Origin of the sequence: Natrinema sp. CBA1119 (assembly GCF_002572525.1) — an archaeon.
In the GTDB taxonomy this organism is placed as follows: Archaea; Halobacteriota; Halobacteria; order Halobacteriales; family Natrialbaceae; genus Natrinema.
The window spans coordinates 2,990,914-3,014,607 of the sequence record NZ_PDBS01000001.1 but is presented as its reverse complement, the minus strand read 5'-3'; the positions used below and the strand labels follow the sequence as shown (position 1 = coordinate 3,014,607).

Genomic DNA, 23,694 nt, shown 5'->3' with positions numbered 1-23,694 from the left:
TTCGCTACTCGAGTCGCTCAAACGGTTCGCCCAGGGTCGCTAGCTCGACGTGATCACGAACCAGCCGCGCCGCCCGGTCGGCAGGCGTCTCACCGGGTTCCTGCCCCGCCCCTGCCGAGTCCGCGGCGTCCCGGTCGACCCCCGCACTCGCCGCGACGGCGTCGAGAAACGCCGTTAGGACCGACGCGTTGTCGAACAGGCCGTGCAGGTAGGTTCCCAGCACCCGCCCCCTGGCCGCACTCGAGTCCCCGAGCGGTCGGCTCACGTCTTCGAGCGCGCGGGTCCGACCGGCGTGAATCTCGTAGCCCGACGCGGGACCCGTGGCTCCCTCGAGCAGCGGCGATGCGTCCCCGTCGACGGGAACCGCCGTCTGCTCGAGGCGCTTGTCGCCCTCGAAACGAGTCTCAACCGGTAACAGGCCCAGTCCCTCGACGACGTCGGCCTCGCCGGTCCCCTCGAGCGCGGCGTTGGTGATCCGCTCGCCGAGCAGCTGATAGCCGCCGCAGACGCCGACGATCGGTCCCTCGAAGGCTGCGAGCGCGTCGGCGAAGCCGGCGTCGTGGAGTGCAAGCAGATCGTCGACCGTGTTCTTCGTGCCCGGGAGGACGACCGCGTCGGCGTCGACGCCCTCGAGTGGATCGGCCGCGTTGGCGTCGACCGGCACGTAAACCACCGAGACACCGGGTTCGGCCGCCAGCGCCTCGAGATCGGTCGCGTTCGAGATTCGGGGCAGTCGGGGGACTGCGATCCAAATCCGGCTCTTTGCGGGAACACCGTCGTCGTCGCCGACGACGCCCCGTTCTTCGCTCCCGGGGAGGCCGACGCTGTCCTCCTCGGGGAGGCCGGGATCGTCGTAGGGGAGCACGCCCAGAATCGGCACGCCGGTCTTCGACTCGATCTCCTCGATCCCGGGCTCGAGCAGTGACGGATCGCCCCGGAATTTGGTGATGAGCGCGCCGACGATGCGCTCGCGGAGGGCGTCGGGAACGAGTTCGATCGTCCCGTAGAGGCTGGCGAAGGCCCCGCCGCGTTCGATGTCGACCAGCAGAAGGATGTCGGCGTCGGCGAACCGAGCCGTTTCGACGTTTGCGAGATCTCGATCGTGCAGGTTGATCTCGCCGATACTGCCCGCACCCTCGGCGACGATCACGTCGTTGTCGGCCGCGAGTCTGCGATACGATTTCTCGGCCGCCTCGCGCGCCCGCTCCCAGTACTCATCGTAGTACGTGCCGGCGGGCACGTGCTCGTGGGCCTCGCCCTGCACCACCAGCTGGCTCTCGCCGTCGCCGCGGGGCTTGAGGAGCACCGGATTGCAGTCCGTGGTCGGAGTGGTTCGAGCCGCTCGAGCCTGGACGAACTGCGAGACGCCGATTTCGCCCCACTGATTGTCCGTGCCGCTCGATTCGGTGCCGTCGTCGGCTTCGACGCTCTGCTGGCCGTCCGCGTCCGGCCGAACGACGACTCGAGCGTTGTTGCTCATGTTCTGGCCCTTGAACGGCGCGACGTCGACTCCGCTATCGGCGAGCAGCCTGCAGAGGCCGGCGGCGACCGTCGACTTGCCGACGTGGCTCGCGGTTCCGGCGACGAGGAGGGTTCTGGTCATCCGCGTTGAGTGGGACTCGAGTAGCGGGGAGTATCGTCCTATCGGTTCGTGTTCATACCGCACTCGTTACCAGTGACTACTCCCACGACTGAAATCGTGGGATTTCTCCTCGAATCTGGGGAACTACAGATGTATACGTACCTTTTTGCTGCGGGTCCTCGTTCGCTTCGCTCACTCGAACCGCTTGCAAAAATCTACGCTAAAAAGGCCGCCGTTACGGGCTTCGCCCGTTCCGGCGGTGTCGTTCGAAAGCGCTCAGCGCGCTTTCGTGACTGAGCGGAGCAAAGCTCCGCGAGGTCCGCGAAACCTTCGGTTTCGCTTGATGCCGAGAGAGCGATGCTCTCTCGTAGCAAACTGCTCGCTTCGCTCGCGGATGCTGGCAGCGGTAACTCCTCGGCCTGGACTTACCATTTGTCGGGTAGTCACAGAGAGAGGGTATTAGAATTTTTCTAGGACACCTTGTGGCTGAGCCACCTTACCTCAGAGAGCTGGTACGCACGTTATCCACTGAAATATCTTGATCACATGCGGAATCACGAAGCGCGCTATCTTCAGTCACCAGTGTGAGATCATTCCGCTCTGCAGTAGCAAGATAAGCCGCGTCATAGAACGTGAGTCCGTTCGCTTGAGCGACATCCATTGTTGGAGAGAGGTTTTCGTTAATCACGGTACTCCGTCTCATTTCCGTCCCAAGTCGATCGAGAATATCAATCGCGTCTTCCAACTCATCATCAGTCAGATTATCGTTGACCATCCCAATCTTCCAAAGCGAATTCGCCACCTCATACATCGTCAAATCCAACATATATTCATCAAACAAGATGGCGATATCTAAATCGGAACCACTTTCGCCAATGAGTATATCTACCACAGAGCTAGCATCAAAGAGATATTCAGGCATTAGTTCTCCTGACGGGTTTCACGAACTGCTTCAACGATCTCATCAGTGTCTATACCATCATCTACCTTCTTTCTGAGGGAATCCACATCTCGTCTCAGTTTTTCCCTCCTACGTTCGGTGATTTCCTCCTCGAGAGCATTACGAATAACCTCGCTCACATTGATATCTTCCTGTTCCAGTTCCTTCTTTAGGTCATCGGGGATCTTCGCTGATACTGTCGACATACGTAGTCGTATTACGCCACAGTATTACTAAAAGGTTTTCTCCAAAGTTAATAGGAAGGAAGGAGAGCAAAGAGATCCGTGTGAGTAGATCTATCCCGCTCTCGCCTCCTTCACGACTGTTCAGTCTCCTTGGGCTCCGATTCCAGTCGTTTGCGAGCGACTATTCTGCCCGATAGCGTGCGTCCCATCGCGGCCCGGCGCGACTCGAGAGCACGACCCCGACGATCCCGAGGACAAGTCCGCCGGTTCCGAGGACGGCGGCGAGTTCCAGTGTCGGCGGGACGACGACGAACCCGGCGACCAGCGTCGGGACGAGCGCGACGGCGACGCCGACGGTGAACGTCATGAACCGGACGGCGTCGAAGAGGAACTCGTTGGGATCGAAGCCGGCGATGTAGACCGTCAGGCCGTAGTAGTACAGCGCGTAGCCCGCCAGCAAAACGGCCCCGACGACGGCGTCGACGAGCGTCGCGTCGAACCAGATGACGGCCGCGAGGTAGGGCACCGCGACCGTCGGCGCGCCGACCAGGACGAACGCGATCCGCTTCGCCCGGAAGACGTCCGCGATCGAGACGGGGTACGTGAGGTAGTCCTCGAGCGAGTCGAACTGCGTCAGCCAGTTGTAGGTCGTAAACGCCGAGAGGCCGAGGACGCCGCCGAAGAAGATCCCCGGCGCGGGCGCGATGCCGGTGATCGAGTCGACGACGCCGACGAGCGTGGCGACGAGCGCGAGCAGAATGCTCGCGGAGACGAACGGCTTCCAGACGCCGCCGGAGGAGCGCGCGAGGTCGAGCAGGGTCTTCGTGACCAGCGGCGCGTCGTCGATGGGAAGCGCGTCACTGAGTCGAGCGAAGCGATCGGTCGCCGTCCGCGAGGGCCGCCCGTAGGTCGGATCGTAGATCGCGAGCGCGCCCGTCGCGACGACGAGGGTTCCGACAGCCAGCCCGCCCGCGGTGAGCGCGGATCCGCGCAGCGGAACGAGAACGGACCCGACAGGACCGAATCCGCCCGCTGCCCAGCCGCCGACGACGGCGAGGCCGATCGCCAGCCCGATGGTCCACGTCGGCGCGCCCCGCGTTCGGACGGCGATCAGCCCGACGGTGACGGCCATTCCGACGGCGAAGACGAGGAAGAGCGAGAGCCAGAACAGCCCGACCTCGACCGGCGTCGCGGCCGACAGTCCGTCCAGGGCCGCGCTCCCGAGCGCCATCGGGAGCACGAACGCGACGCCGTAGAACAGCGCGTCCTTCAGGAGGAACGCGCCCAGCAACCGCCGCCGCGAGAGCGGCAGCGTTGTCGACGACGAGAGCAGTAAGGAGAGCCGTCCAAAGACGTTCTCGAGCATGTCGGAGCCGGCGAATCCGGCGGTGCCGCTGTAGAGCCCGAAGGCGAGGGCGAGGACGTGAAGGCCGCTCACGATCGTCCCCGGTGCGGTGCCGGTTTCGACGAGGGCGACCGTCGCCCCCACGGTGAGCAGCGCGATCACGAACGGGAAGAGCGCGAAGCGCCAGCCGCCGAACAGCTGGGTGTGCATGCGCCACTCCTCGAGAAAGAGGATCGCGAGCAGCCGTCGGAACGAGAGCCCCGAACTGGCGTGATTCGAACCTCCTCGAGCCGCGGGCTCGGTTCCGGTTCCGGTTCCAGTTCCGGTTTCGGTCCCACTCATGCGTCCGGCCCGTCCATCCCCTCGAGCGTCGGCATATCTCGCGCGTCGGCCCCGTTGACGCGCTCGAGGAAGAGCTCGAGTAGCGATTCGTCGTCCGCGTCGCCGTCGTTGATCGATCGCTCCGTGACGAGTTGGCCGTCGGCGACGATGCCGACGCGGGTGCAGATGTCCTCGGCGACGTCGATGTTGTGCGTCGAGACGAAGACGGCGTTGTCGCCGGCCGCGTAGGAGACGAGGAACCGCTTGACCTGCTCCTGGACGAGCGGATCGAGATTCGCCAGCGGCTCGTCGATGAAGACCACGTCCGGCTCGTGGACGAACGCCTGCGCGATCATCACCTTCTGTTGTTGCCCGCGGGAGAGATCGGTGTGCAGCGTGTCGAGCTTGCTCTCGAATCCGAGTCGTTCGGCCCACGCCGCGGTCTGGTCAGTGACTCGCTCCGGACGGAGGTCGCGGACCTCGCCGACGAACTCGAGGTACTCGCGGGGCGTGAGAAAACTCGGCGGCGACCCCTGTTCCGGCAGGATGCCGACCCGCCGGCGCGTCTCGATCGGCTCCGTCGTCGGATCGGTCTCGAGGACGCGCACCGTTCCCGCGTCCGGTCGGATCTGTCCCGTCAGCGTCCGAATCGTCGTCGTCTTGCCGGCACCGTTCGGCCCGAGAAAGCCGTACAGCTCCCCCCGGTCGACGGCGAACTCCATCCCGGCCACCGCCTCGACGGATCCGTAGGACTTCCGCAGCCCGTCCACGCGAATTGCAGCCATTGAACGACGAGCTATTCTCACGAATTGATAATAACAATGCTGGTAGCGGAACCGACGAGTTGTTGATTCGACCGTCGTTCCGGCGTCATCTCGATTCGACGCGGTTCGCTCGAGAGTTCGATCCGAACGCGGGTCGGAGACGACCCCTTTCGAGGCCGACCGCTGCGCGGCCCGCTGTCCGCAATCTTCAACGGTCGGCCGGTCGAACCCTCGCCCATGATCACAGGCGAGCGAATGGCCGCCGTCGACGCGAACGCCGCGGCGCTCGGCGTGCCGCGAAAGCAGCTGATGGAGTCGAGCGGACACGCCGTCGCCCGGGCGGTTCGGGACGTTGCGGAGTCGGGCGCTCGAGTCGTCGTCGTCGCCGGCCGCGGGAACAACGGGGGCGACGCGTTCGTCGCGGCTCGATTTCTGAATGAGTACGACGTGACGACGCTGTTGCTCGGCCGCGCGGAGCTGATCGGCACCGACATCGCTCGCGAGAACTGGGACGCCCTGCAGCGGTCCGCCTACGAGACGCGAGCGGTGACCGACTCGAGCGAGTTCGAATCCGACGCAACTGCGTCCGATCTCGCCGAGGCGGACGTGATCGTCGACGCGATGCTGGGAACGGGGATCAGCGGCGACCTTCGGGAACCGGCGGCGAGCGCGGCGCGGGCGATCAACGAGGCCGACGCGACCGTCGTCGCGGTCGACGTGCCCTCCGGGTTCGACGCCGACGGGGGCGACCACGCGGACAACGCCGTGGCGGCCGACCGCGTCGTCACCTTCCACGACACGAAACCGGGGTTGGACGAACTCGCGGCCGAGGTCACCGTCGCGGATATCGGCATTCCGGCCGCGGCGGAACGGTTCGTCGGCCCCGGAGACATCGATCTCGCGCGACCCGACGGCCGCGCGGGTCGGCCCTACATCATCGGCGGTGGTCCCTACACCGGCGCGCCGGCGCTCGCGGCACAGGCCGCGCTTCGCGCCAGCGCCGAACTCTCCTTCGTCGCCGCGCCCGAGTCCGTCGCCGGCGAGATCCAGGGCTACGGCGAGGACCTCATCGTCCAGTCCTACGAGAGCGACGTTCTCACGCCCGAGCGGGCCGCGGACCTCGTCGAGACGGCCGAACAGTACGACAACGTGGTCGTGCTGGGCCCGGGGCTCGGCACCGCCGACGAGACCCTCGAGGCGGCCCGGCAGTTCCTCGAGTCGTACACCGGTCGCGTCGTCGTCGACGCGGACGCGCTGGCGGTCGTCCCCGACCTCGAGACGGATGCGACGCTGGTCTGTACGCCCAACAGACGGGAACTCGCGAGAATGAGCGGCCCGGACGTCGACGATCTGGCGGATGCGGCCGAGGAGGTCGAAGCGTTCGCGGCCGAGCTGGGTCACATCGTGCTCGCGAAGGGCGCGAACGACGTCATCACCGACGGCGAACGCACGCGGATCAGTCGCTCGGGAACCGTGGGGATGAAAGTCGGCGGCACGGGCGACACGCTCGCGGGAATCGTCGCGGCGCTGCTGGAACACGCCGAGCCGCTCGACGCCGCCGCAGCGGGCGCTCACGTCAACGGCCTCGCGGGCGAACGGCTGGCGGAAACCCAGGCCTTCGGTTTTCTCGCCTCTGACATGCTCGAGGAAATTCCCGCGGTCCTGTGGGGTGGTTCGGATGAGTGAGACCCCCGACGAACGGGCGACACCGGAGGGAGCCGCGGACGCCGACGACCTCACGCACACGACCGACGAGGGCGACGTGCAGATGGTCGACGTCGGCGACAAACCCGACAGCGAGCGACGCGCGGTCGCCGTCGGCGAGATCCGCCTGCAGCCGTCGACGGTCGAGGCCATCCGAGCGGACGGAATCGGTAAGGGGGACGTCCTCGCGACCGCCCGCGTCGGCGCGATCCAGGCCGTCAAACACACGTGGGAGACGATCCCGATGTGTCACCAGATTCCGATCACGAACGTCGACACCGACTTCTCGCTCAGTGAGGATCGAATCGAACTCCGGGTTGCCGTCGAGACCACCGGCAAGACGGGCTGCGAGATGGAGGCCCTCGAGGGCGTCACGACCGGCCTCAACGTCGTCTGGGACATGGTCAAGGCCGTCGAGAAGGACGCGGACGGACAGTACCCCGATACGGGTATCGAGAACGTGCGCGTGCTCGCGAAGGAGAAGGAGCGAGCGTAAGTGGGGAGGTGACTGCCGAGATGACGCTGACGAGACCGCTGTATGTTCTGTTTGGGATCGAGTACCCGATCGTGCAGGCACCGATCGGCAGCGCGACGACCCCCCAACTCGCGGCAGCCGTCTCGAACGCCGGCGGCCTCGGCCACCTCGCGGTCACGTGGCGCGACCTCGAGGAAACGCAGACGGGGCGTGGGTCACGAAACGCGTGCGCTGATTGACCGGCCATCCGCGGTCACTCTCGTGGACGACGATGCGACGATGATGGGTGAGAGGGACGAGTATCTCGAGGTGACTCTCGAAGCCAGGGTCGACACCATCGCCACGCAAGGCTACCTATCACTCATCCCCGTGTCAACTACCCCATCCTACACGCCTTCGGCGTGTTGAGGGTGGGAGAACGTCAATTCGAATCGTTGTCGTTGGACCCGTCGCGTACTTCGATTATCTCCGCCGCTACGTCTTTCACGTGCTGCTGGTGGGCAGCCGAAGTCCGTACGCTTTTGGCCGCATCGAGTTGGTCATTGACGACCGCGTTCTGTTGTGGCCCCCACGTTTCTGGCGGCTCGGATTCGATGTATTTGACCCAGCGCTTGATGCCTTCAATGCGTTGCTCACGGTTCCGTTCGTGCTTCGCGTCGAGGTGCTCACGCGCGTTTGAGTCGCTCATATTCGGTTTCAACGTCGAGCCGCGTTACCCACTCTTCGAGGCGAGGGACACTAAGACTTTCCTCGAAGAGCGTGTGAAGTACCCCGCGCACGGTGGCGCGGGGCGTCCGTGTTTACTCTGGCACTGCTGAGGCAACGGATTTTAATTCCTCTCGCGCTTCCATCTCTGGTTGCGCCGACGTTCCGTGTCGGTCAACACCCGAACTCAAAATGAGTCCGTGAGAGCCGGGGCCTCCACCAGCCCCCGATGCCGCCCATCTCACCTTCTTCACTCGTGGAAGGGTTTCGAGAGACGGCACATTCTCATTCTGTTCGTCAAACCAATTCTGCACGACGCACACCGCCGCCTTCCTATCAGAATGGTCTTGGAACTCACACTGACGGCACTTGAATCGCTTCTTATGGCGATTCGCTCGTACCGTATGCTGGCACTCCGTTCTCGGGCATCGCTGACTCGTGTATTCAGGGTCAACCTCATCGCTGGGAATCCCATCCCACGCAGCCTTGTAGGAGACCATCTCTTGGAGTGCTGCAAATGGCAGCGAGTGTAGGCGACGGTTCATCCGCGTTCCGTAGTCAATGGAGTCTCGCATGTCTTTGAGGTTTTCAAAGACAATAAGCGGGTTCGAAAACTGCGAGACCCATTCGACTACTTTCCGCGATACTTTGTGCAGGCAGTCGTGAACGTAGTCGCGTTCTTCAGTCTGTACGACTGTCTCAAATGCGGTCTGCTTGGCTTTCTGCATCCGCTTGCGCTTGGTGAAGAACTCGTGGCGTTGTTCTTTGACTGATGGATACTCAAACACCACGGAGTCTTTCACCGAACTGCTCCGACTCATCGCAATGAGAGCGATGCAGTCCTCGTTTACATCCACGCCGATAATCGTGTCTGCATCGACCTTGCTGGCGACTTGATGATTCTCGTGCGTGACGGTGACGTGGAGTCGCCACTCACTGTGTTTGTGAACGACTTCAGCGGTACCAACCCGCCACTCCTCGTCGTTGAAGGCAGTCCGTAGACGATCGAAATGGTCAGGGCTGCCACAGAGTTCGCCTTTGACGTGCGTTCCTCTCGTGGCAGTGACACGGAATCGAACCGTACCGTCGTCTTCGAAGAATAGGCGGTAGCCTTCCTCGTGGTTCATCACCACCGGGTACGACTCGTCAATGTATGGATAGGGTCGGCCCCACCCGTCATCTTTGTTGTCGTGATAGGTTTCAATTTCACTGAGTGCTTTGCCAACGATGAGTTGGCTGGTGTTTTTGACGTGGTTGGCGTTGTCAACAACGGTTGATTTAATGTCGCCCCAATCCCAGCCATGTCGGTCGAGACGGTTGGCTTCGTTGCGGATGCGTCGGGCTTCGAGACAGCCGGTTTGCAAGTCGTCGCCACTCCCTGTCTGGATGTCTAGTCCGAACGACAAAGTGTGGGTGAGTTCAGACGACTGCACTATATTCCAGTATGGTTTGATACTTGTTAACTGTTGTGTTTGACGTGCTTCACCCACGGGCACGGTGGCCCGTGGTACTCGCACTGCTATTTTTTATAGAGATATTTTCGATAACTGTTGCTACTATTTCTATTATCCTTAAATTCTTACCAACTCCCTCGCTTGCCCTTTTGCACGTACTTATCAACCACAATACCATAGTAGCGAATACGATATGGATGGGGGTACTTCGGAGCGGGGATCGAATCGATTACTGCTTGGCCCACTGCCGGACGAGGGGGAGATCCCCTTGTATCTCGAGCGCGTGCGACCGTCCGACCGAGCCGCGCCGAAAGTGGTCATTTCGACTCGTCATCCGCCATCGACGATTCTCGATTGCCGACAGACCAGCGACTCCTGCTCCTCGAGGATAGATATAATTTCAGTCAGTGAGATGAATCACGGTTCACCGGTACATCCTGACGTGACTGAGAGGCATACCGGACAGCTGAGTGCGGTCAATCGGAGCGACTTGACTGGTCTCGGAATCGAGATCAGTGAATTACTCTCACGGCGCGATCACGACGCTCCGGTGGAGCTCTGGTTCGATTCGGTCACGTCGTTGATCCACGCCAGCGACTTCGAGCGGGTGTTTAGATTTCTCCACATCCTCACCGCTCGCATCGAGCGCACAGGTGCCACCGCGTTCTACTTCATCGATCCCACGGCCCACGATCCGCAGACCGTGACGAGTCTCACGTACCTGTTCGACACCGTTCTCGAAACGGACTAGTGTGGCCCTGAATCGAACGGAGGCAGTTATCTCCTCCTCTAGTAGCCACTGAAACAATTCACACACTGATCGAAACGCCGTCACGCAATCAGATATGAATTGACTTTCAGTGGCTACTATAGTTTGGAACAACGGGCACTGTCTAGTTGAGGCAATTTGAGAAGTGAGCAGGTCGTTGAGTGAATTGGTCAGATGCTCGCAGACCTGCTCAGCGAGAGCTATGAACCGGATTTTGAAGAATCTTGGGAGAATGAGCGGACGGCGACGCCCGTCAGGGCGTTCGCCGTCCGCCTCCATCAGACCGGTTGTTTGCTTCGAGAGACAACAACGATTCTCGCTGAATTAGGCGTTCAACGCTCTTACGGAGCGATTTGGAACTGGGTTCATCGGCTATCTGACAGCGGACGCGACCCGCCTGAGGCGCAGCCGAAGCGGGTCGCCGTTGACGAAACCGCTGTCAAGATTAACGGCGAATGGTCTTGGTTATACGCTGCAATAGACACCGAGACAAAGTTGATTCTCGATGTTGCGTTATTTGGGCGGCAGGGCACCGATCCGGCGGCTGCGTTTCTCCATCGACTCACCGAGAAACACGATCTCTCGGATGCTGAGTTTCTCGTTGACAATTCGGCTACCGGACTGCCCTTGCTCGATTAGGATTGAGCGGTCAGGTCAACTATACCGACCGAAACCTCATCGAAAACTGTCCTGTTTCGACTTGATAAGACTACTGAGCGATCGACGACACGAGAGGCTGTGATTCATCAGATCACGAAGCGGTCAATGCTGAAGGAACCTGCTGCAAATGTACTCAACCAGCCGTAATTCTCTAGATTCAGTTCCAATTATGCGTGACTCTCCCCCTCTGGAGAGTGCCGCCGCTCCTGCGGCGGCGCTCTCATGGAGTCTTGAGTGAGTCACCCGTACACGGGAAGCGACTGATTCCAGCGTGTACGGATGAGACGGATCGCTTCCGGCACGCCACCCCGAAGGGGGTGGCAGTGCCGGAACCATTCGATCAGGACGTAACCAATCAATGTACAGAACAGCTCGAACAACACACCGTTCACCGATTGTGAGTGGAAATTCTCGATGTTCGTATACTGCTTCAACTCTCGGAACAGAATCTCGATCAATGTCCGAAGTGTGTAGATATTCATCACATCTATGGGATCGTAATTTGCAGAAGATAGCGTTGTTAGATACGCTATCTCCTCTCCGTCCACGTCCTCAAACAGGATCCGTCGAAACGTTTCGCCGGTCTCGGCGAGTTCAATCAGTTCGTCACGTACGTGGCGCGTTCCTGCTTCGTCAGTGATGTCGATGTCCTGGATTTCCTCCAGGACATCGACCCGAGAATCTGATTGCAATAAACACACGAAGTCCTTTTCCCGCTCTTTCAACGCACAGAAGCGGTCATAATCAAGATAGCCACGATCGAACACGTGAATCGGCGAGTCGAGGTCTGCGAAGACCTCGACGTCGTCTTGGAGATGATCGAACTGGGTTGGTTCACGTGTCTCACCCGCTGTGACGGACACGCCAAGAGGCTGCTTGGCGTGTCCGTCCACACGTGCAGCAAGATTGAGTTTGAGACCCCAGTTACCTGGGTTGATCTCGTCAATGACTTCGTCATCATCAAATTCACTCGGAATAGTAACTGATCTAGTGAGAGCTAGATTTGTTCCATCGAGAGCGACGACTGCTCGATCGAGCCGTTCCAACCGCTTACGCTGGACATTACGTTGGTGATACAGCTGCGATGAATGGAGTAGCCCAAAGAGGACACGAACGACCGCGCGATAGTCGCGGTCGTTCGTATGCCGGGAGAACGTCGACGCAGCCATTTCTTCCAGTTGATTATGCGTGGCCGTCTTCTCGGCCAGTTCAGCGAGTGAATCAGACGGGTGAATCCCTTCGAAGACACCGATCTTGAGATGATTCTCAAAGTCGTGCTTGGCAGTGTACTTGCCGATCTTGAACTGGTCGGCGATGAACTCGCTGTCGACTTCGTCGAGCAACGAGTAAAATTTACTTGCGGTCGTTGGTGACTGACTGTACTCCTCGGATCGGGTCTGACGCGAAGAACGCTGTGTCTGAGAATGAACTGCTTCTGTCATCGTCTCGCTCAATCTAACGGGCTGAGATCGGATTTAAGTACTCGAAATGGCACAGATCGAAAAGTGGTTTCACACCCTCAAAATGCGTATCGACCGCTTCCATAACTCGTGGGTGGGCAGTCGGTCGAGCGTCCGCGAGTGGCTTGAACAATTCATGCAGTACTACAATCATCAGAGACCGCATCAAGCTCTCGATGGAAAGACGCCGATTGAGGAGGTACAGAACTAGACAGTGCCCCCAGCGGTATGTACACACGCGTAGTTATCAACGATTCGCTCAGGACTGTGCGGGATTTATCAAGCGGTATAGGAGAATACCTTGGGCCTTGACCCCGAGGCAATTCACGCTGTGTGAATCGTTCACTGCCACTCTCAAACGTTTCTACCGGTAGTAGGTCTTGGTGACGAAATGAAACAGCGGTATCTCATCGAGTTCTTTGAGAAAAAGACAACCGGATACCGCGAAACTGGCTTTAAACTCACCCAGCTGAAGACGCCTTCTGAGGTACTAAGTCTCTCTGAGAGAATGTAATCAAATTCGAAGTGTACAAGCCGTTTCAGAACAATACTAGGTTAGAATCCTCCGGTTAGACCATGGCACGCCTGTTACTTTACGTCGGACTTGCCCTAATGGTGGTTGGTGTCGGTCTTTTTGCTGTGCCCACCGGCAGCTTCAGCTCTATTGGGGGTGACCGCCCGGTCGACATCTCTCTCGCTGACGACGGCAATGCGTTTCTTGGCATGCATGAAACAGGGATTGAAGTCAACCATCCGACCAAAGCCGTCCGAGTGGCGGAGATCAGGAACAACTTTGACTCAAGCCTGACCGTCTCGTACGAAGCCAGTATCGACTCCGATGCAGTGTCCTTAGAGGAGCCATCTGAGTCTGTTACAATAAGCCAGGGTAGCAACCAGGCCATCCGAGCTACTTGTGCTCCTCCAAACGGTGGGAGCGGGACTGCCACATTGACCGTCACTGTCCATGAGGCGGAGGCCGATGGCACTACCCTTTCCGAAGCGACGTTAGAAGCGTCTGTAAATTATGACTGTCCGGGCAAACCCGGTGGACCGCCGGGCGAAGGCGGAGACCTACCGGAGAACAGCGTTGCGTTTATCGACAGCAACGATAACAGCGTGTACGATGAAAACGAGGAGGTCCTTGACAGATCGGAGCTGAGGTCATTCGACGATGATTCGGCGAACCTGGTTGTTAGCTCCGGTGAAACCATCTTCTATGGGTATCAAGAAGTAGAGATCGAAGCAAAATCGGTTACTGTCTATGGAACAGAACTCGAAAGCGACAGCGATATATCTATTTCGGCAGAGGACGGGGGAATACACCTTGAGGAATCCACGGTGAGATCTAACTACGGGGAGATCGAGTTAGAGGCCGATTCCGTTACGTCCACCAACTCGGAAATACTAACAGATTCTGCGATCACCGTAACGGGAGATTCTGGAACAGTCGATTTAACCGGGAGTACTTTGAACTCGAGATACGGGGAAGTAGAGGTTTCAGCTGTCTCTGTTGACGCGGAAGACGTACAGATAGATACTGAGAGTTCGATCGAAGTTTCCACGGAAGCAGATCTGAACCTCGACAATGCGAATATAAATTCGGACTATGGATCAATAGACATCAATGGAGGTTCCGTCAGTGCCGCTGGAGCCACCGTTGAAACAGATGAACAGATAACGCTTACCGGTGATTCAGGACCGGTTGGTATCAGTCAGGGAACTATTTCCTCAAAGAGCGGCGAAATCACGATTACAGGCGGCTCGGTTACTGCTAACAAAGCCTCGCTGGAAACTGAATCCTCGATAACGGTAGAATCGGATGCCGAGTCGATCAGCATGGTAGACGCATTACTGACCTCAGACTACAGTAATATCGAAGTGATCTCCGCGGCAGACCTTGATGCGTCAAACACGGTTTTTGAAACCGATGCCGAAGTAACAGTTAGCTCCGTAGAAAATCTCCTGTTGAACAACTCGGAAATCAGGACTGACTACGGGGAAGCAACGGTAGCCCTCAACAATGGTTCGTCGACATTAGAAGTTGATGGAGCTTTGATTGAGGACAACGACAACAACCTGGTTTACAGCCCAAACAGTGTAACTGTTAACGGAACACCGGAGACCGGTCAAGTCACACCTGGATAACAATCTTGGCTGTTACGGGGATTCAAGGAGAAAGCCCGTTGAGGGCAAAGAGGATGTCACAGGAATCGTCTCTTCAGCTTTTCGAGGAACGAGATGTTTCGACTGGCCGAACGGAGACGGACAGAGTCAAACCCGATAGTGACAATACCGAGACTAAGTGCCCCAACAAGCAGTACAGAGTTCACTGCCGCAACAGCCAGAAGCGGGTGTATTTCATGCAGTGCAAGAATAACTGAACGGGGTAGAAACGGTAGATAACGGTGCTGGGAGACATCCCTACTATATGCACCGGTCTCTGCTGGTGCCTGTATCGTCAGGCCGATCGTTTCTTCCGAACGAGGGGAAAGACTGACAACCGATTTTGAAAATGAAATATCCTGATTATCCGTCTCGAGAACGGTCATCATGGGAATATACCCGTCATTGCTCACCTGGTACTCAATCGTCGATGTTTCTCCTTCGGGCACAACAAGCGGGTTATCGTTGGGTGATTCCGAACTAACAATGTCAAGGCTGTTTGAACCGGACCCCAGCACCATACTAGCCGTTGCGGGAGCGATAATGACAATTGCTATGATAAGAAAAATCATTCCAGAAGTATAGTATCCGCGACGTCGACGGCTATGGTTTTCTCTCTTCCGATTCCCTGTAAGAGAGTCCGCTACCAAATTGACTACGATAAGTAAACCTCCGACAACTACCAATGCCCTCGGAGAAAACTCACCGTTGACCAAATCTCCCAGCCCTGGAACTCCTACAAAAACCGCAACAATACCTGATATCACGCCCTGGATTGCTAAAACACCGGATCCAAGGTTTGGAATAACGACGATCCCGCCGTTAAACTGTAACGCCTTCGCAACGATTTGAGACTCCGAAACCGGCGGCTCAGGGCCATCTTGATCCGTGAATGCATTCGCATCACCCTGGGTGATATACCCCTCCTCTGTTTGATCGACGACACGGTGTGTGGTCAACCCCCCTCCCTGTAGCTCCTCGGCGTTAAAGACAACGACGTCTCCAGACTCAGGTGGACCTGTCAAGGCAGTTGGAACAGCAATGAATCCATCTCCTGGCTCGAGTTTGGGTTCCATGCTACCGGTCTCCACATAGCCAAGAAGAACAGGCTGTCCAAGGGCCTGACCGAAAAATAAGGCAGCCACCGCTAGGAAAATCAGTATTAACACAGTATACTGAATGATATCGCTGAATTTCACTTCTCACTGTACCATAGTACTGGACAGTGATAAAACGCGTTATCAGAGAGGCAATATGGAAAACAGCTTTTCGACTCTGTAACCAGCTCTATAGATGAACAAGGTGTCTCGAGGCTCGACCCTGAGTCGGTTCAACGTCTTTCGAGGAGTCGCCTTCCTCAAGGAGCGAACCGCATTAGCGGCAAGCGAGGGGACAGGATAGTTCACAACATCGGAGTTAAATCAGGAGATATTTGCGTGTACGCTACTCCCTTTTTATATAGAATCGGATTCAAGCCGGGCTTTCTGACAGGAAAGCCTGGCGAGAAGTCTTTCAAGCTGGAAAATACAAAGTGGGTAGGAGTTCATTAACAGGTTAGGAACACAGTACTACCTGTGTCAAAACCAAATCAGAACAATGGTACTCAGTAGACGCAACGTATTAATCGGACTCGGAGGAATAGTTGGGGGAGGCGGTCTCCTCATGAGCACGGGCGCGTTTTCAACAGCTAGCGCCGAACGGTCTGTTGATGTAAATACAGCTGGTGACAACAGCGCTTATCTTACTATCACCGGTAATAGCTCTTATGTGACTAATGCTGATAATGGTGAGACACTGACGATTGACCTTGGGGGGCCTGAAGGCGAGGACGGGGGATTTAACCAAAACGCGATAATCACGCTTGAAGACGTAGTGGAAATCACAAATAATTCAGCTGATGGAGAATCCACGACAGTAGGTGTCTCCCCAGAAGGGGCGAGTAACGATCCGACAGCTTATGGGGAGGCTTCCTTGCTTCTGCAGGATGGGAATAATAATGAGGCTGTTGTAACCTTCTATGTCGGAAAATCTGGCGATAACTCTATTGGTAGTGGTAGCACTATAAATGTGGGATCTGGTGACTCAGTATACCTTGATATTGAGATTGGTACAACTGATGACACTTTAGACGATCCGGGTGCGAGTACCGGCGATCTAACTATCGTCGCTAACTAATACTACAATCTCTCCTATATGTCTACAAATACTCTATCGCTTGTGGGGAAGAATGGGAAATCTCTAAGATATGAAACGCCGTAATGTGGTGGTCGGATTGGCATTGTTCGCCGCCGGTTCGGGTGCGGCGCTTGGTACTGGCGCTGTGGACGTGGCCAGAAGCCGTGGCTCAGATTCCAGTTTCCCGGTGGTGGCTCCGCAGGCCAGCCTGACTATCCAACTTTTTGGAGAGGACGAGTATGGTGACAACGTCAGCATTGAGGATGGCGGCATGTTCGGTGGATCGTCGCCGAATGTCTCCGATCTACCCCAGATATACGTTTCAGGCAGCGATGGAGAGATGGTTACGGTTCAGGTCGTTGTCGGCCTTGGGAGAAATTATACCTTTGAAAAATTATTCAAGATAACGAATAATTCAGACCGGGAAACCCGCTTTGATGTCGGTTTCGGCTATAGTTTCCCTGATCTTTTACGTGAAGACTCAGGGACGAATCTCAGCGCTAGGGATGCATGTGAGGTATTTCAACTGGTCTCCGATGGAACGCTTCTCTCGCCGGATCCTGAAGGTGATACTCAAGGGGAGCCGGCGGACACGGTAGGGATAATGCAGGGTGAAAGCTTCACTATCGGGCTGGAGACCAATACTACGAGAAACGATGTCCCCGGTCTGCATGAAGAGCTGTCTGACAACGTATTCGGCAATGTCGGTGGAAGTAACCGGTCTCGGTCGGTTCAACTGATTGAGGAAGTGACTGCGGAAGTAGAACAGACAAGGTGAAGACCATCTTACATCCAGGTAATTGAAGAATGACAACACGTAGGAAGATGATCCTTGGTACCGGTGGCCTGTTCATCGGAGGCGGTGTTATAGGTGCAGCTGCCTCATTCACCGAGAACTCATCCGCATCTGCGGATTTCCGTGTCGTATCACATAGTTCGTTGGAGCTGGTTCCGGCTAACGACCCGCCGATCCATGTCCAAACAGATAGTCAGAGCCGAGTGACCGCTATTGCGCCTGGCGGAGACGGGGAAGGCCTGACACAGAAGGCGATCACTCGTTTTGAAGACATAGTATTGATCTCGAACGTAAGTTCCAGAAGGATAGACAGTATCTACTTCTCATTCAACGCCACAAGCAGTACTCTCACGAACCAAGAACTCACAGAAATCGAAAACTCACTTCAAGTAACAGCTGCGGACAAGACGCTTGAATCCGGGGGAGTAGATAACGGAGACAATCTTCTGGCCAAAAGTGACCACGGTAACGCCGTTGATGGACTGCTTTCACCGGGCGAAGCAATCCCTTTCGGCTTACAGGTCAACCTCATCTCCAGTATAGGCCCGAGTTCAATCGAACTCTATCCAAGTCAAACAGACTTCGATATCACACTCTCTGTGAGTCTCGAGTAGTACACGTCTTATAGTCCCCTTCTGTCTGTACAGAATCTTGTCCACTTCTGTATTCAGGGAGAGAACAACCAAACTTCAGGTATGGTCGGTATCTATATTAGGCCAACACTTTGATTTCGAAGTGACTGATGGAGGGGGAACGATTCGAAGGAAGGGGGAGTATGGGAACTGGTGAGAAGCTTCCGAAAAACGAAATATTTGATCTGATGAGCAGCCAGCGCCGACGCTACGTAATCCATTACTGCAAAAGAACTGGTGAGGCTGTCACGCTTTCCGATCTTGCCGAACAGGTTGCGGCTTGGGAGCAGGACAAGAAGATTGAGGAACTCACCTCAGACCAACGTAAGACGGTGTACACCTCCCTTCAGCAGACACATATACCACGTTTGGAGAGGGCCGGCGTCTTAACTGAGTCGAACGGGGTGATAGAGCTTACCGATGAGATAGATAAAATCAGTATTTACCTGGATTTTGTCCCCGAGAATTCGATTCCCTGGAGTATATACTATCTCGGCCTTTCCTCTCTCGCTTTCGTTGTGATGGCGGCTCTCTGGATAGATATCCTTCCAACGGATCCAGTTCCCACCCTTGTGTACCCAACCCTGATTGTGGGCATCATGTTGATTTCAGCATCATGTCATGCGTATCTGAACCATAAGCAGAATCTCGAGAACTTCGAGAAGCCTCCTTGAGAAGGGGCGGTGCAGCAGACGACACTTCCTATCAGATATCTAGCCAGTTGTCGGTACTCTCCCTGTCGATTGCGTAGTAGTAGATCTCCTCGGTGTCGATCACTGCATACGTCTCGATGTCTGGGTCGTAAATAACACGTTTGTTGGTATCGATGGCGACGTCCACGAGGTCACCCAAGGTTAGAATAGATATGTACTGTCGATCCGAATTTGTGGGGAACTCTCCCCGTGAGATCCACTCATCATGGCGACTGTGGATTATCTGTGTCCTCATCCGTTCCGAATTGATACTGTCCTTTAAACTGTTCACTACGCCACATAGGCCGAAAAGGATCAAAGAGAGCACTGAGAGCCCTCCATAGACAAGCGGACTGGATGGCTGCTGAACAGTTCTCTGTACCACCGTGGAGTGTGTACGACTTTCGCTTAGGCTGCCACCGAGGTAGTATGCTTCCCCGGAGATAACTAGAGGGGTTGTCGCTGTGAGTGAGCCGTCATAGTCATCTGTTGAATATGTCGTGTTCATCCGTAGCCGAATTTCGAACTGACCGACCCCCTGTGTCTCCGATTCCTTTGTCTGTATGTCTTCACGGAGCTGTTCTACATCTATCGTCGTAGATGAGTTGACGGACCCGTTTGTAACCGTGTAGTTCGAACTGAGCAGTGTTTCTACGGAGCTATGGAACGGCTGTCCGTCCCGAAGACCAACAGTTTCCATCTCCAGCTCATGTGAAACAGTCACCTCTTGGTCCAGTGGAACGGTTGTATTTAGGTCGAGAGTGAGCTCTGGTGCGGATGATATGAAATAGGCCGACCGGTTTTCTATCCACAGATCCTGTTCATAGAGGGAAGACTCCCCGCTCACGAACGCTCTGGTCGAGACATCTGTACTCACCTGTTGTTGGTTTGTATCTTCGGTGACCGTCCCTGTCGCTGGATTGGTAAACACGTACCCTGCACCGACCAAGAAAAGGATTCCAGCAACCGCTAAGACCACGATCACTGTCCGGCTATTTTGATTCACAAACAGTTTAATACGGTTCTCGAGAGGCATTATATACTAAAGCTAAATTGAAGAATATTAGTTGGGAGTTGAAACAACGATGGTCACTGTAGCCGGAGTTTCGTGGCTTACAACAAAACTTTTGTCCTAGCCACGCGAGAGGTCAAGTATACTTACTCAGTTACCTTTGATGACTCGGGACCCAACTGACCAGAACGATGGCTTCCCATCCTCCAACTCACTTGAGGAGTGGATAGACCAACAAGCCGTCTCTGAAGGGGTCTCTAAGGAAGAACTGTTTCAGAAGCTGATATCGTCATACTGGACAGTAAACGAAATGTCTCAACTGGTGGATGAGACCGACACGAACCACGGACCATCCAGCAGAACCGGTCCGCCGTCCACAACGTCGGACAAAGCTGGAAGTGCTCCCGATCAGGTGACAGAACTCCGTGAACTGGTCAAGGATATAGAGAAGGAGCTTCAAACAGAGGTTCGCCGAAGCAACCAGATCGGGGCCAGGACCAGTACACTTGCAGAACGGATATCTGAGATAGAAAACAAGCTCGCTGAGGTCGAATCCCAGTCCGAATCCCAGATAACTGAAATTAGGGATGAGCTCCAGTCACTCGAAACAGAGCTAACCTCCGATAGGAAAAACCTGGAAGCAGACCTCTCCTCAAAGTTCGATGATCTTCAAACTATACTCAAGTTCTTGGTTGAAAAAACCGATGAGTTCGACGATCAAATAGCAAACATCAAACAAGATTACTACGGGACGGTAGAGCTGATAGAGGAAGAGCAGAAGCTTTTGCAAAAGCTGAAACAGGATGCCAGTGACGTCGGATCATATACCGGGGAATGCGAAACCTGTGGGACAGCAATCGATGTCGCCTTACTAATGGACCCGCACTGCTCACAGTGTCATTCACAGTTGACCGGCGTGAAAAAGGAAGCAGCCTGGTGGATCCTCTCAAAGACAGTGATCACTACGAAAGGAGGCCCCGAAAAACAGCCCCAAACAGACAAGGGGAATTCACGATCCAGTTCTTCTAATAAGCCGTCTCGAGATGACCTCAGAGAAGAGTTGGATAACCACTCCCCTCAGGAAACCGGCTCGAAACAGCCGGATTTGTCCTCGCAGACCGCTTCGAAGGATGTGATGGATAACGGTTCAGATGCAGATGATCCGTCAGACCTCTCACTTGACCTCGGCTCCGAAGATAAATCTCAGAGCCCCGTACCAGAAGATCAGGCGAGTGAAGACATGCCGTTCGGAGATCTTAATGACCTCACCCAAGATGAAGAAGAAGATGATCGCGGTGAGGAAGAACAAGGATTCGAATGGAATGATGACTGACTATCATCCTATCTGTAAAAATTCAATACTGAAGGGACCAACCTTGGGAACTTCTCCTCATCCCTCTACACGCGGAACAGGCCGGCATCTTGGTGTCAAGCCCAGAGGCAGTTCACAGGCCTAGTGTTCCATCCGGTTCGGTCCTTGCTACATGGACCACGTCGTGGGCGACCGTTATCACATAATCGTCGGCCCTGATCCTGACTTCCGTGCTGGATCCGGTATCAATCAGGGAATTGAGTGCGTCAACATCAACGTGGTCGGAGAGAACAAAGCTGTGTTCCTTCAATAAATTTGTCGCATCGACTCCTTCAAGTTCGGCGATCGCCTCCAAAATGGCGTATCCGACTGAACTATCCGGATCAAATTCCCGCTGGATCTCCGTGTCGCGACTCAACACTGGACTGTAGCTTTCCCCCATACAGGCACTAACGCATGTTTCCTCTTAAACCCTTGTCATCTTTTGGCGATGGCCAGTGGAAATGGCCAGGGCCCATATTTTCTTTTGAACGAAAAAGTGTTCGGTGTCAAGCGTTTCACTTACTAGAGGCCAGTTGAAGGGATTTCTCTATGAACTTGTACGTGTCGGGGGCTACGGATGGGTCAAAGATGGCGATGATGCCGGTACCGTCTTGGACTAGTAAATGGATGAGCAGACAGTCGGAGTAATAATGGAGCACAGCGTTGAGATCCTCCTGAATGCCTTGGCTCTGCCCTGGTTGGACATTTTCCTTCGCCCGTTGGAAAAGTATATCATCAGAGTACGCACGTAGAACCCTCAAGGATTTATCGTCGCGGGAGTACTCGATCGAGAGGTCACCCTTGCTGTACTGTGCCATTCCACGGAACTGGTTGACACCACGGTTTTGAAAGAAGTTTAACACCCGTTGATAATCCATGTTAGAGTCATCTTTGACGGATCACCACCTTGTAGCTTCGGTTCTGATTAGACAACAGATATCAGTCACCGTTTCTGGAATATTTGAGAAGAAGAGTCCTGCAAGCGCTGGTCCCTATAGATATATCTGCAAGTAAATGAATATGGTTCGCTATTCCATCGTGATCTTTCCGCCCTCATCAAACGTCAGAATTGTATCAAACAACGATGAAAACATTTTGACTTCCTGTTCGTTGTGACGATCAGGGTCAAAATGGTAATGTGATCTCACTTTCGCTGACTCGACACGGCCCTGAAGGACATGGAGGAACCGGAACACTAGCTGATTATCATCCACCAACTCGATCAGGTCGGAAAGCGAATGTATACACATGACTGTCTGGGAATCATTTTCTTCCCAGTTCACGAGTACTTTACTGATCAAGATCCCGATACGGCGCAAGTCAGTAGCACTGGGAACCGGTTTGATATCGACGGGTCCATCGTAGTTACTTGAGGATCTGTTTGTGCTGTATGTCTGGGGATCGATAACGACTGTGTTTGAGACCGGATTCGTCAGGTAATTTTGGAGGATGGATAACTGTTCGCTTGGTGTCTGTTTGACCGTTACCAGCAGTAGGTTAACCGCAGTGTTCGCTTGGGAAGCCATCATCCTTGAACAAAGGCTTTGTTCGGCGGCGCAGTCCGTAGGTCCGACGACCAAAACATTTGATGCATCACCGACTAACTCGAGTATCGCCTCGGTCTTCGGGTCAGCAGCTTCACGGGGTTTAGACGAATCTGCAGACTGGTCGATGAGGTCCCACTCGGATGAATCTTCTAACGTCTCAAAATCTTCCCTTGAACCCTGTTGCTCCTGTACCGACTCCGCTAGGTCTGACAGTGGTTTCGAACTATTGTCCGGGCCCAACAAACTGTTCTTTGATCTTTTTGTGACCTGGTCCGCGAGTTCAGAGAGGGGTGATGAGGATTCTTCTTCAGAGTCTTCGGATAGAGATGACTCATCGTTCTCGTCCTCTCCCATACACCCAAGAACTAGCCTGTACGCATAAAACTTCACCGCCCCAGAACTATCGTGTTCAGATAAGCTGATTCCATGCGAAGGCGAACGATCTGAGCCACTGACCAGCAGTTTCCGCGTGAGCGTTGGTGAACTACCCTACCCTACTCGCTCACGGCTGACGCCGTTCGCTCCGTGAGGGTCGGGCTTCCTGTTTCAACGACGAGCTTTGCAGATACGGGTATATCCACAGGGAGTGTAGTCTCCACAGGCGTTGATTCGGAGTGCCCCACTCCTATATCTTTGAGGCCGCGAGAAAGAATGTTCCACGCCGCATTCGCGTCACGCTTCCGCCCACAGCACGAACACGTCTTTGACGTGTCTCGCTCGCTCTTGCGGTCTACGACGATGCCGTGTTCTTCGGCCTTGTATTCAAGCTTCACCCACAGTGGCGCGGTTCTCACTTGGATGTCTCCGAGTTCGCCGCCTAACACCGGATCCACAGTGTTCAACGGAGAGTCGACATACCGTATAGTCCGGTTGACATTAACCATTTGTAACACCATCCACAACAGGGGAACGTGATCTACAAATACGCATTCAGGCTCCCTGTTTCATTTGATTAATAC

At 55.6% G+C, this 23,694-nt stretch carries 24 protein-coding genes and 4 pseudogenes; 13 read left to right on the top strand and 15 right to left on the bottom strand.

The genetic code is table 11. The annotated features are described in order from the left end of the window. Positions 1 to 4 precede the first annotated feature (4 nt). The 5 genes from CP556_RS15015 to CP556_RS14995 form a co-directional block, all read right to left on the bottom strand. A complete protein-coding gene (locus CP556_RS15015) occupies positions 5 to 1,603 on the bottom strand; it encodes a cobyric acid synthase (protein WP_098726344.1) in 1,599 nt (532 codons plus the stop codon). A 475-nt stretch (positions 1,604 to 2,078) separates the two neighbouring features. Further along, positions 2,079 to 2,504 carry a type II toxin-antitoxin system VapC family toxin gene (locus CP556_RS15010; RefSeq protein WP_098726343.1) on the bottom strand — a complete coding sequence of 142 codons (426 nt, stop codon included), beginning with the start codon at positions 2,502 to 2,504 and terminating at the stop codon, positions 2,079 to 2,081. After that, positions 2,504 to 2,728, bottom strand: a complete 225-nt coding sequence (locus CP556_RS15005; RefSeq protein ID WP_098726342.1) for a hypothetical protein — start codon at positions 2,726 to 2,728, stop codon at positions 2,504 to 2,506. The genes CP556_RS15010 and CP556_RS15005 overlap by 1 nt, the downstream gene beginning before the upstream one ends. A 160-nt stretch (positions 2,729 to 2,888) precedes the next feature. Further along, positions 2,889 to 4,394, bottom strand: a complete 1,506-nt coding sequence (locus tag CP556_RS15000; protein WP_098726341.1) for a hypothetical protein — start codon at positions 4,392 to 4,394, stop codon at positions 2,889 to 2,891. Further along, the gene (locus tag CP556_RS14995) at positions 4,391 to 5,158 is read right to left on the bottom strand and encodes an ABC transporter ATP-binding protein (protein ID WP_098726340.1); all 768 of its coding nucleotides are present in this window, start codon (positions 5,156 to 5,158) and stop codon (positions 4,391 to 4,393) included. Before CP556_RS14995 ends, CP556_RS15000 begins: the two co-directional genes overlap by 4 nt. Before the next feature lie 216 nt (positions 5,159 to 5,374). On the opposite strand from CP556_RS14995, the gene CP556_RS14985 reads away from it, so the two are divergent. From CP556_RS14985 to CP556_RS27280, 4 genes are read left to right on the top strand one after another with little or no spacing between them, the layout of a single operon-like run. Continuing rightward, positions 5,375 to 6,823 (top strand): NAD(P)H-hydrate dehydratase, encoded by a 1,449-nt coding sequence (locus CP556_RS14985; protein ID WP_098726338.1) that lies wholly within the window; start codon positions 5,375 to 5,377, stop codon positions 6,821 to 6,823. Continuing rightward, the gene (moaC, locus tag CP556_RS14980; protein WP_098726337.1) at positions 6,816 to 7,337 is read left to right on the top strand and encodes a cyclic pyranopterin monophosphate synthase MoaC; all 522 of its coding nucleotides are present in this window, start codon (positions 6,816 to 6,818) and stop codon (positions 7,335 to 7,337) included. Before CP556_RS14985 ends, moaC begins: the two co-directional genes overlap by 8 nt. 20 nt (positions 7,338 to 7,357) lie before the next feature. Next, positions 7,358 to 7,555 carry a nitronate monooxygenase gene (locus CP556_RS14975; protein ID WP_394340738.1) on the top strand — a complete coding sequence of 66 codons (198 nt, stop codon included), beginning with the start codon at positions 7,358 to 7,360 and terminating at the stop codon, positions 7,553 to 7,555. Positions 7,556 to 7,577: 22 nt separating this feature from the next. Next, a complete protein-coding gene (locus CP556_RS27280) occupies positions 7,578 to 7,724 on the top strand; it encodes a hypothetical protein (protein WP_394340737.1) in 147 nt (48 codons plus the stop codon). Between the two features lie 13 nt (positions 7,725 to 7,737). Here CP556_RS27280 and CP556_RS14970 read toward each other — a convergent pair whose 3' ends face one another. Both CP556_RS14970 and CP556_RS14965 read right to left on the bottom strand, forming a co-directional pair. Then, positions 7,738 to 8,004, bottom strand: a complete 267-nt coding sequence (locus CP556_RS14970; protein ID WP_098726336.1) for a DUF8150 family protein — start codon at positions 8,002 to 8,004, stop codon at positions 7,738 to 7,740. A gap of 112 nt (positions 8,005 to 8,116) precedes the next feature. Continuing rightward, entirely contained in the window at positions 8,117 to 9,454 is a 1,338-nt protein-coding gene (locus CP556_RS14965; RefSeq protein ID WP_098726335.1) for an RNA-guided endonuclease TnpB family protein, read from the bottom strand. 214 nt (positions 9,455 to 9,668) lie between these two features. Between CP556_RS14965 and CP556_RS27555 the strand changes: the two genes are divergently transcribed. Further along, positions 9,669 to 10,226 carry a DUF7504 family protein gene (locus tag CP556_RS27555; protein WP_486187775.1) on the top strand — a complete coding sequence of 186 codons (558 nt, stop codon included), beginning with the start codon at positions 9,669 to 9,671 and terminating at the stop codon, positions 10,224 to 10,226. A 192-nt stretch (positions 10,227 to 10,418) separates the two neighbouring features. Next, a pseudogene (locus tag CP556_RS14955) lies at positions 10,419 to 10,927 on the top strand (IS6 family transposase); the annotation flags it as partial. A gap of 216 nt (positions 10,928 to 11,143) precedes the next feature. On the opposite strand, the gene CP556_RS14950 reads toward CP556_RS14955, so the two are convergent. Further along, positions 11,144 to 12,346, bottom strand: coding sequence for an IS4 family transposase (locus CP556_RS14950; protein ID WP_098726333.1), 1,203 nt, complete (start codon positions 12,344 to 12,346; stop codon positions 11,144 to 11,146). Between the two features lie 55 nt (positions 12,347 to 12,401). Between CP556_RS14950 and CP556_RS14945 the strand changes: the two are divergent. Further along, positions 12,402 to 12,575, top strand: a pseudogene (locus tag CP556_RS14945) (integrase core domain-containing protein); the annotation flags it as partial. A gap of 365 nt (positions 12,576 to 12,940) precedes the next feature. Further along, positions 12,941 to 14,509 carry a DUF4097 family beta strand repeat-containing protein gene (locus CP556_RS14940; protein WP_098726332.1) on the top strand — a complete coding sequence of 523 codons (1,569 nt, stop codon included), beginning with the start codon at positions 12,941 to 12,943 and terminating at the stop codon, positions 14,507 to 14,509. A 56-nt stretch (positions 14,510 to 14,565) separates the two neighbouring features. Here the strand turns inward: CP556_RS14940 and CP556_RS14935 are convergent, their stop codons facing one another. Beyond that, entirely contained in the window at positions 14,566 to 15,726 is a 1,161-nt protein-coding gene (locus CP556_RS14935; protein WP_098726331.1) for a signal peptidase I, read from the bottom strand. A 463-nt stretch (positions 15,727 to 16,189) separates the two neighbouring features. On the opposite strand from CP556_RS14935, the gene CP556_RS14930 reads away from it, so the two are divergent. The 4 genes from CP556_RS14930 (at position 16,190) to CP556_RS14915 (ending at position 18,804) form a co-directional block, all read left to right on the top strand. Beyond that, on the top strand, positions 16,190 to 16,702 hold the full coding sequence (locus CP556_RS14930) for a hypothetical protein (RefSeq protein WP_218011970.1): 513 nt from the start codon (positions 16,190 to 16,192) through the stop codon (positions 16,700 to 16,702). Between the two features lie 70 nt (positions 16,703 to 16,772). Further along, positions 16,773 to 17,480, top strand: coding sequence for a hypothetical protein (locus tag CP556_RS14925; RefSeq protein ID WP_098726329.1), 708 nt, complete (start codon positions 16,773 to 16,775; stop codon positions 17,478 to 17,480). Between the two features lie 47 nt (positions 17,481 to 17,527). Beyond that, a complete protein-coding gene (locus CP556_RS14920) occupies positions 17,528 to 18,112 on the top strand; it encodes a hypothetical protein (RefSeq protein WP_098726328.1) in 585 nt (194 codons plus the stop codon). A 128-nt stretch (positions 18,113 to 18,240) separates the two neighbouring features. Then, positions 18,241 to 18,804: a DUF7344 domain-containing protein gene (locus CP556_RS14915; RefSeq protein WP_255291477.1), complete on the top strand. Its 564-nt coding sequence runs from the start codon at positions 18,241 to 18,243 to the stop codon at positions 18,802 to 18,804. Positions 18,805 to 18,835: 31 nt separating this feature from the next. Here the strand turns inward: CP556_RS14915 and CP556_RS14910 are convergent, their stop codons facing one another. After that, positions 18,836 to 19,858 carry a DUF5305 domain-containing protein gene (locus CP556_RS14910; protein WP_098726326.1) on the bottom strand — a complete coding sequence of 341 codons (1,023 nt, stop codon included), beginning with the start codon at positions 19,856 to 19,858 and terminating at the stop codon, positions 18,836 to 18,838. Between the two features lie 139 nt (positions 19,859 to 19,997). Between CP556_RS14910 and CP556_RS14905 the strand changes: the two genes are divergently transcribed. Beyond that, positions 19,998 to 21,167: a coiled-coil domain-containing protein gene (locus CP556_RS14905; protein WP_141551695.1), complete on the top strand. Its 1,170-nt coding sequence runs from the start codon at positions 19,998 to 20,000 to the stop codon at positions 21,165 to 21,167. A 112-nt stretch (positions 21,168 to 21,279) separates the two neighbouring features. Here the strand turns inward: CP556_RS14905 and CP556_RS14900 are convergent, their stop codons facing one another. The 5 genes and pseudogenes from CP556_RS14900 to CP556_RS26750 all read right to left on the bottom strand — a co-directional run. Continuing rightward, positions 21,280 to 21,588 carry a HalOD1 output domain-containing protein gene (locus CP556_RS14900; protein WP_098726324.1) on the bottom strand — a complete coding sequence of 103 codons (309 nt, stop codon included), beginning with the start codon at positions 21,586 to 21,588 and terminating at the stop codon, positions 21,280 to 21,282. Between the two features lie 115 nt (positions 21,589 to 21,703). After that, complete coding sequence (locus tag CP556_RS14895; protein ID WP_098726323.1) at positions 21,704 to 22,066, bottom strand: DUF7522 family protein; 363 nt, start codon at positions 22,064 to 22,066, stop codon at positions 21,704 to 21,706. Between the two features lie 150 nt (positions 22,067 to 22,216). After that, the gene (locus CP556_RS14890) at positions 22,217 to 23,089 is read right to left on the bottom strand and encodes a DUF7504 family protein (RefSeq protein ID WP_098727419.1); all 873 of its coding nucleotides are present in this window, start codon (positions 23,087 to 23,089) and stop codon (positions 22,217 to 22,219) included. 55 nt (positions 23,090 to 23,144) lie between these two features. Beyond that, a pseudogene (locus tag CP556_RS25395) lies at positions 23,145 to 23,219 on the bottom strand (IS6 family transposase); the annotation flags it as partial. A gap of 10 nt (positions 23,220 to 23,229) precedes the next feature. Continuing rightward, positions 23,230 to 23,502 (bottom strand): annotated as a pseudogene (locus tag CP556_RS26750) (zinc ribbon domain-containing protein); the annotation flags it as partial. Between the last annotated feature and the right edge of the window lie 192 nt (positions 23,503 to 23,694).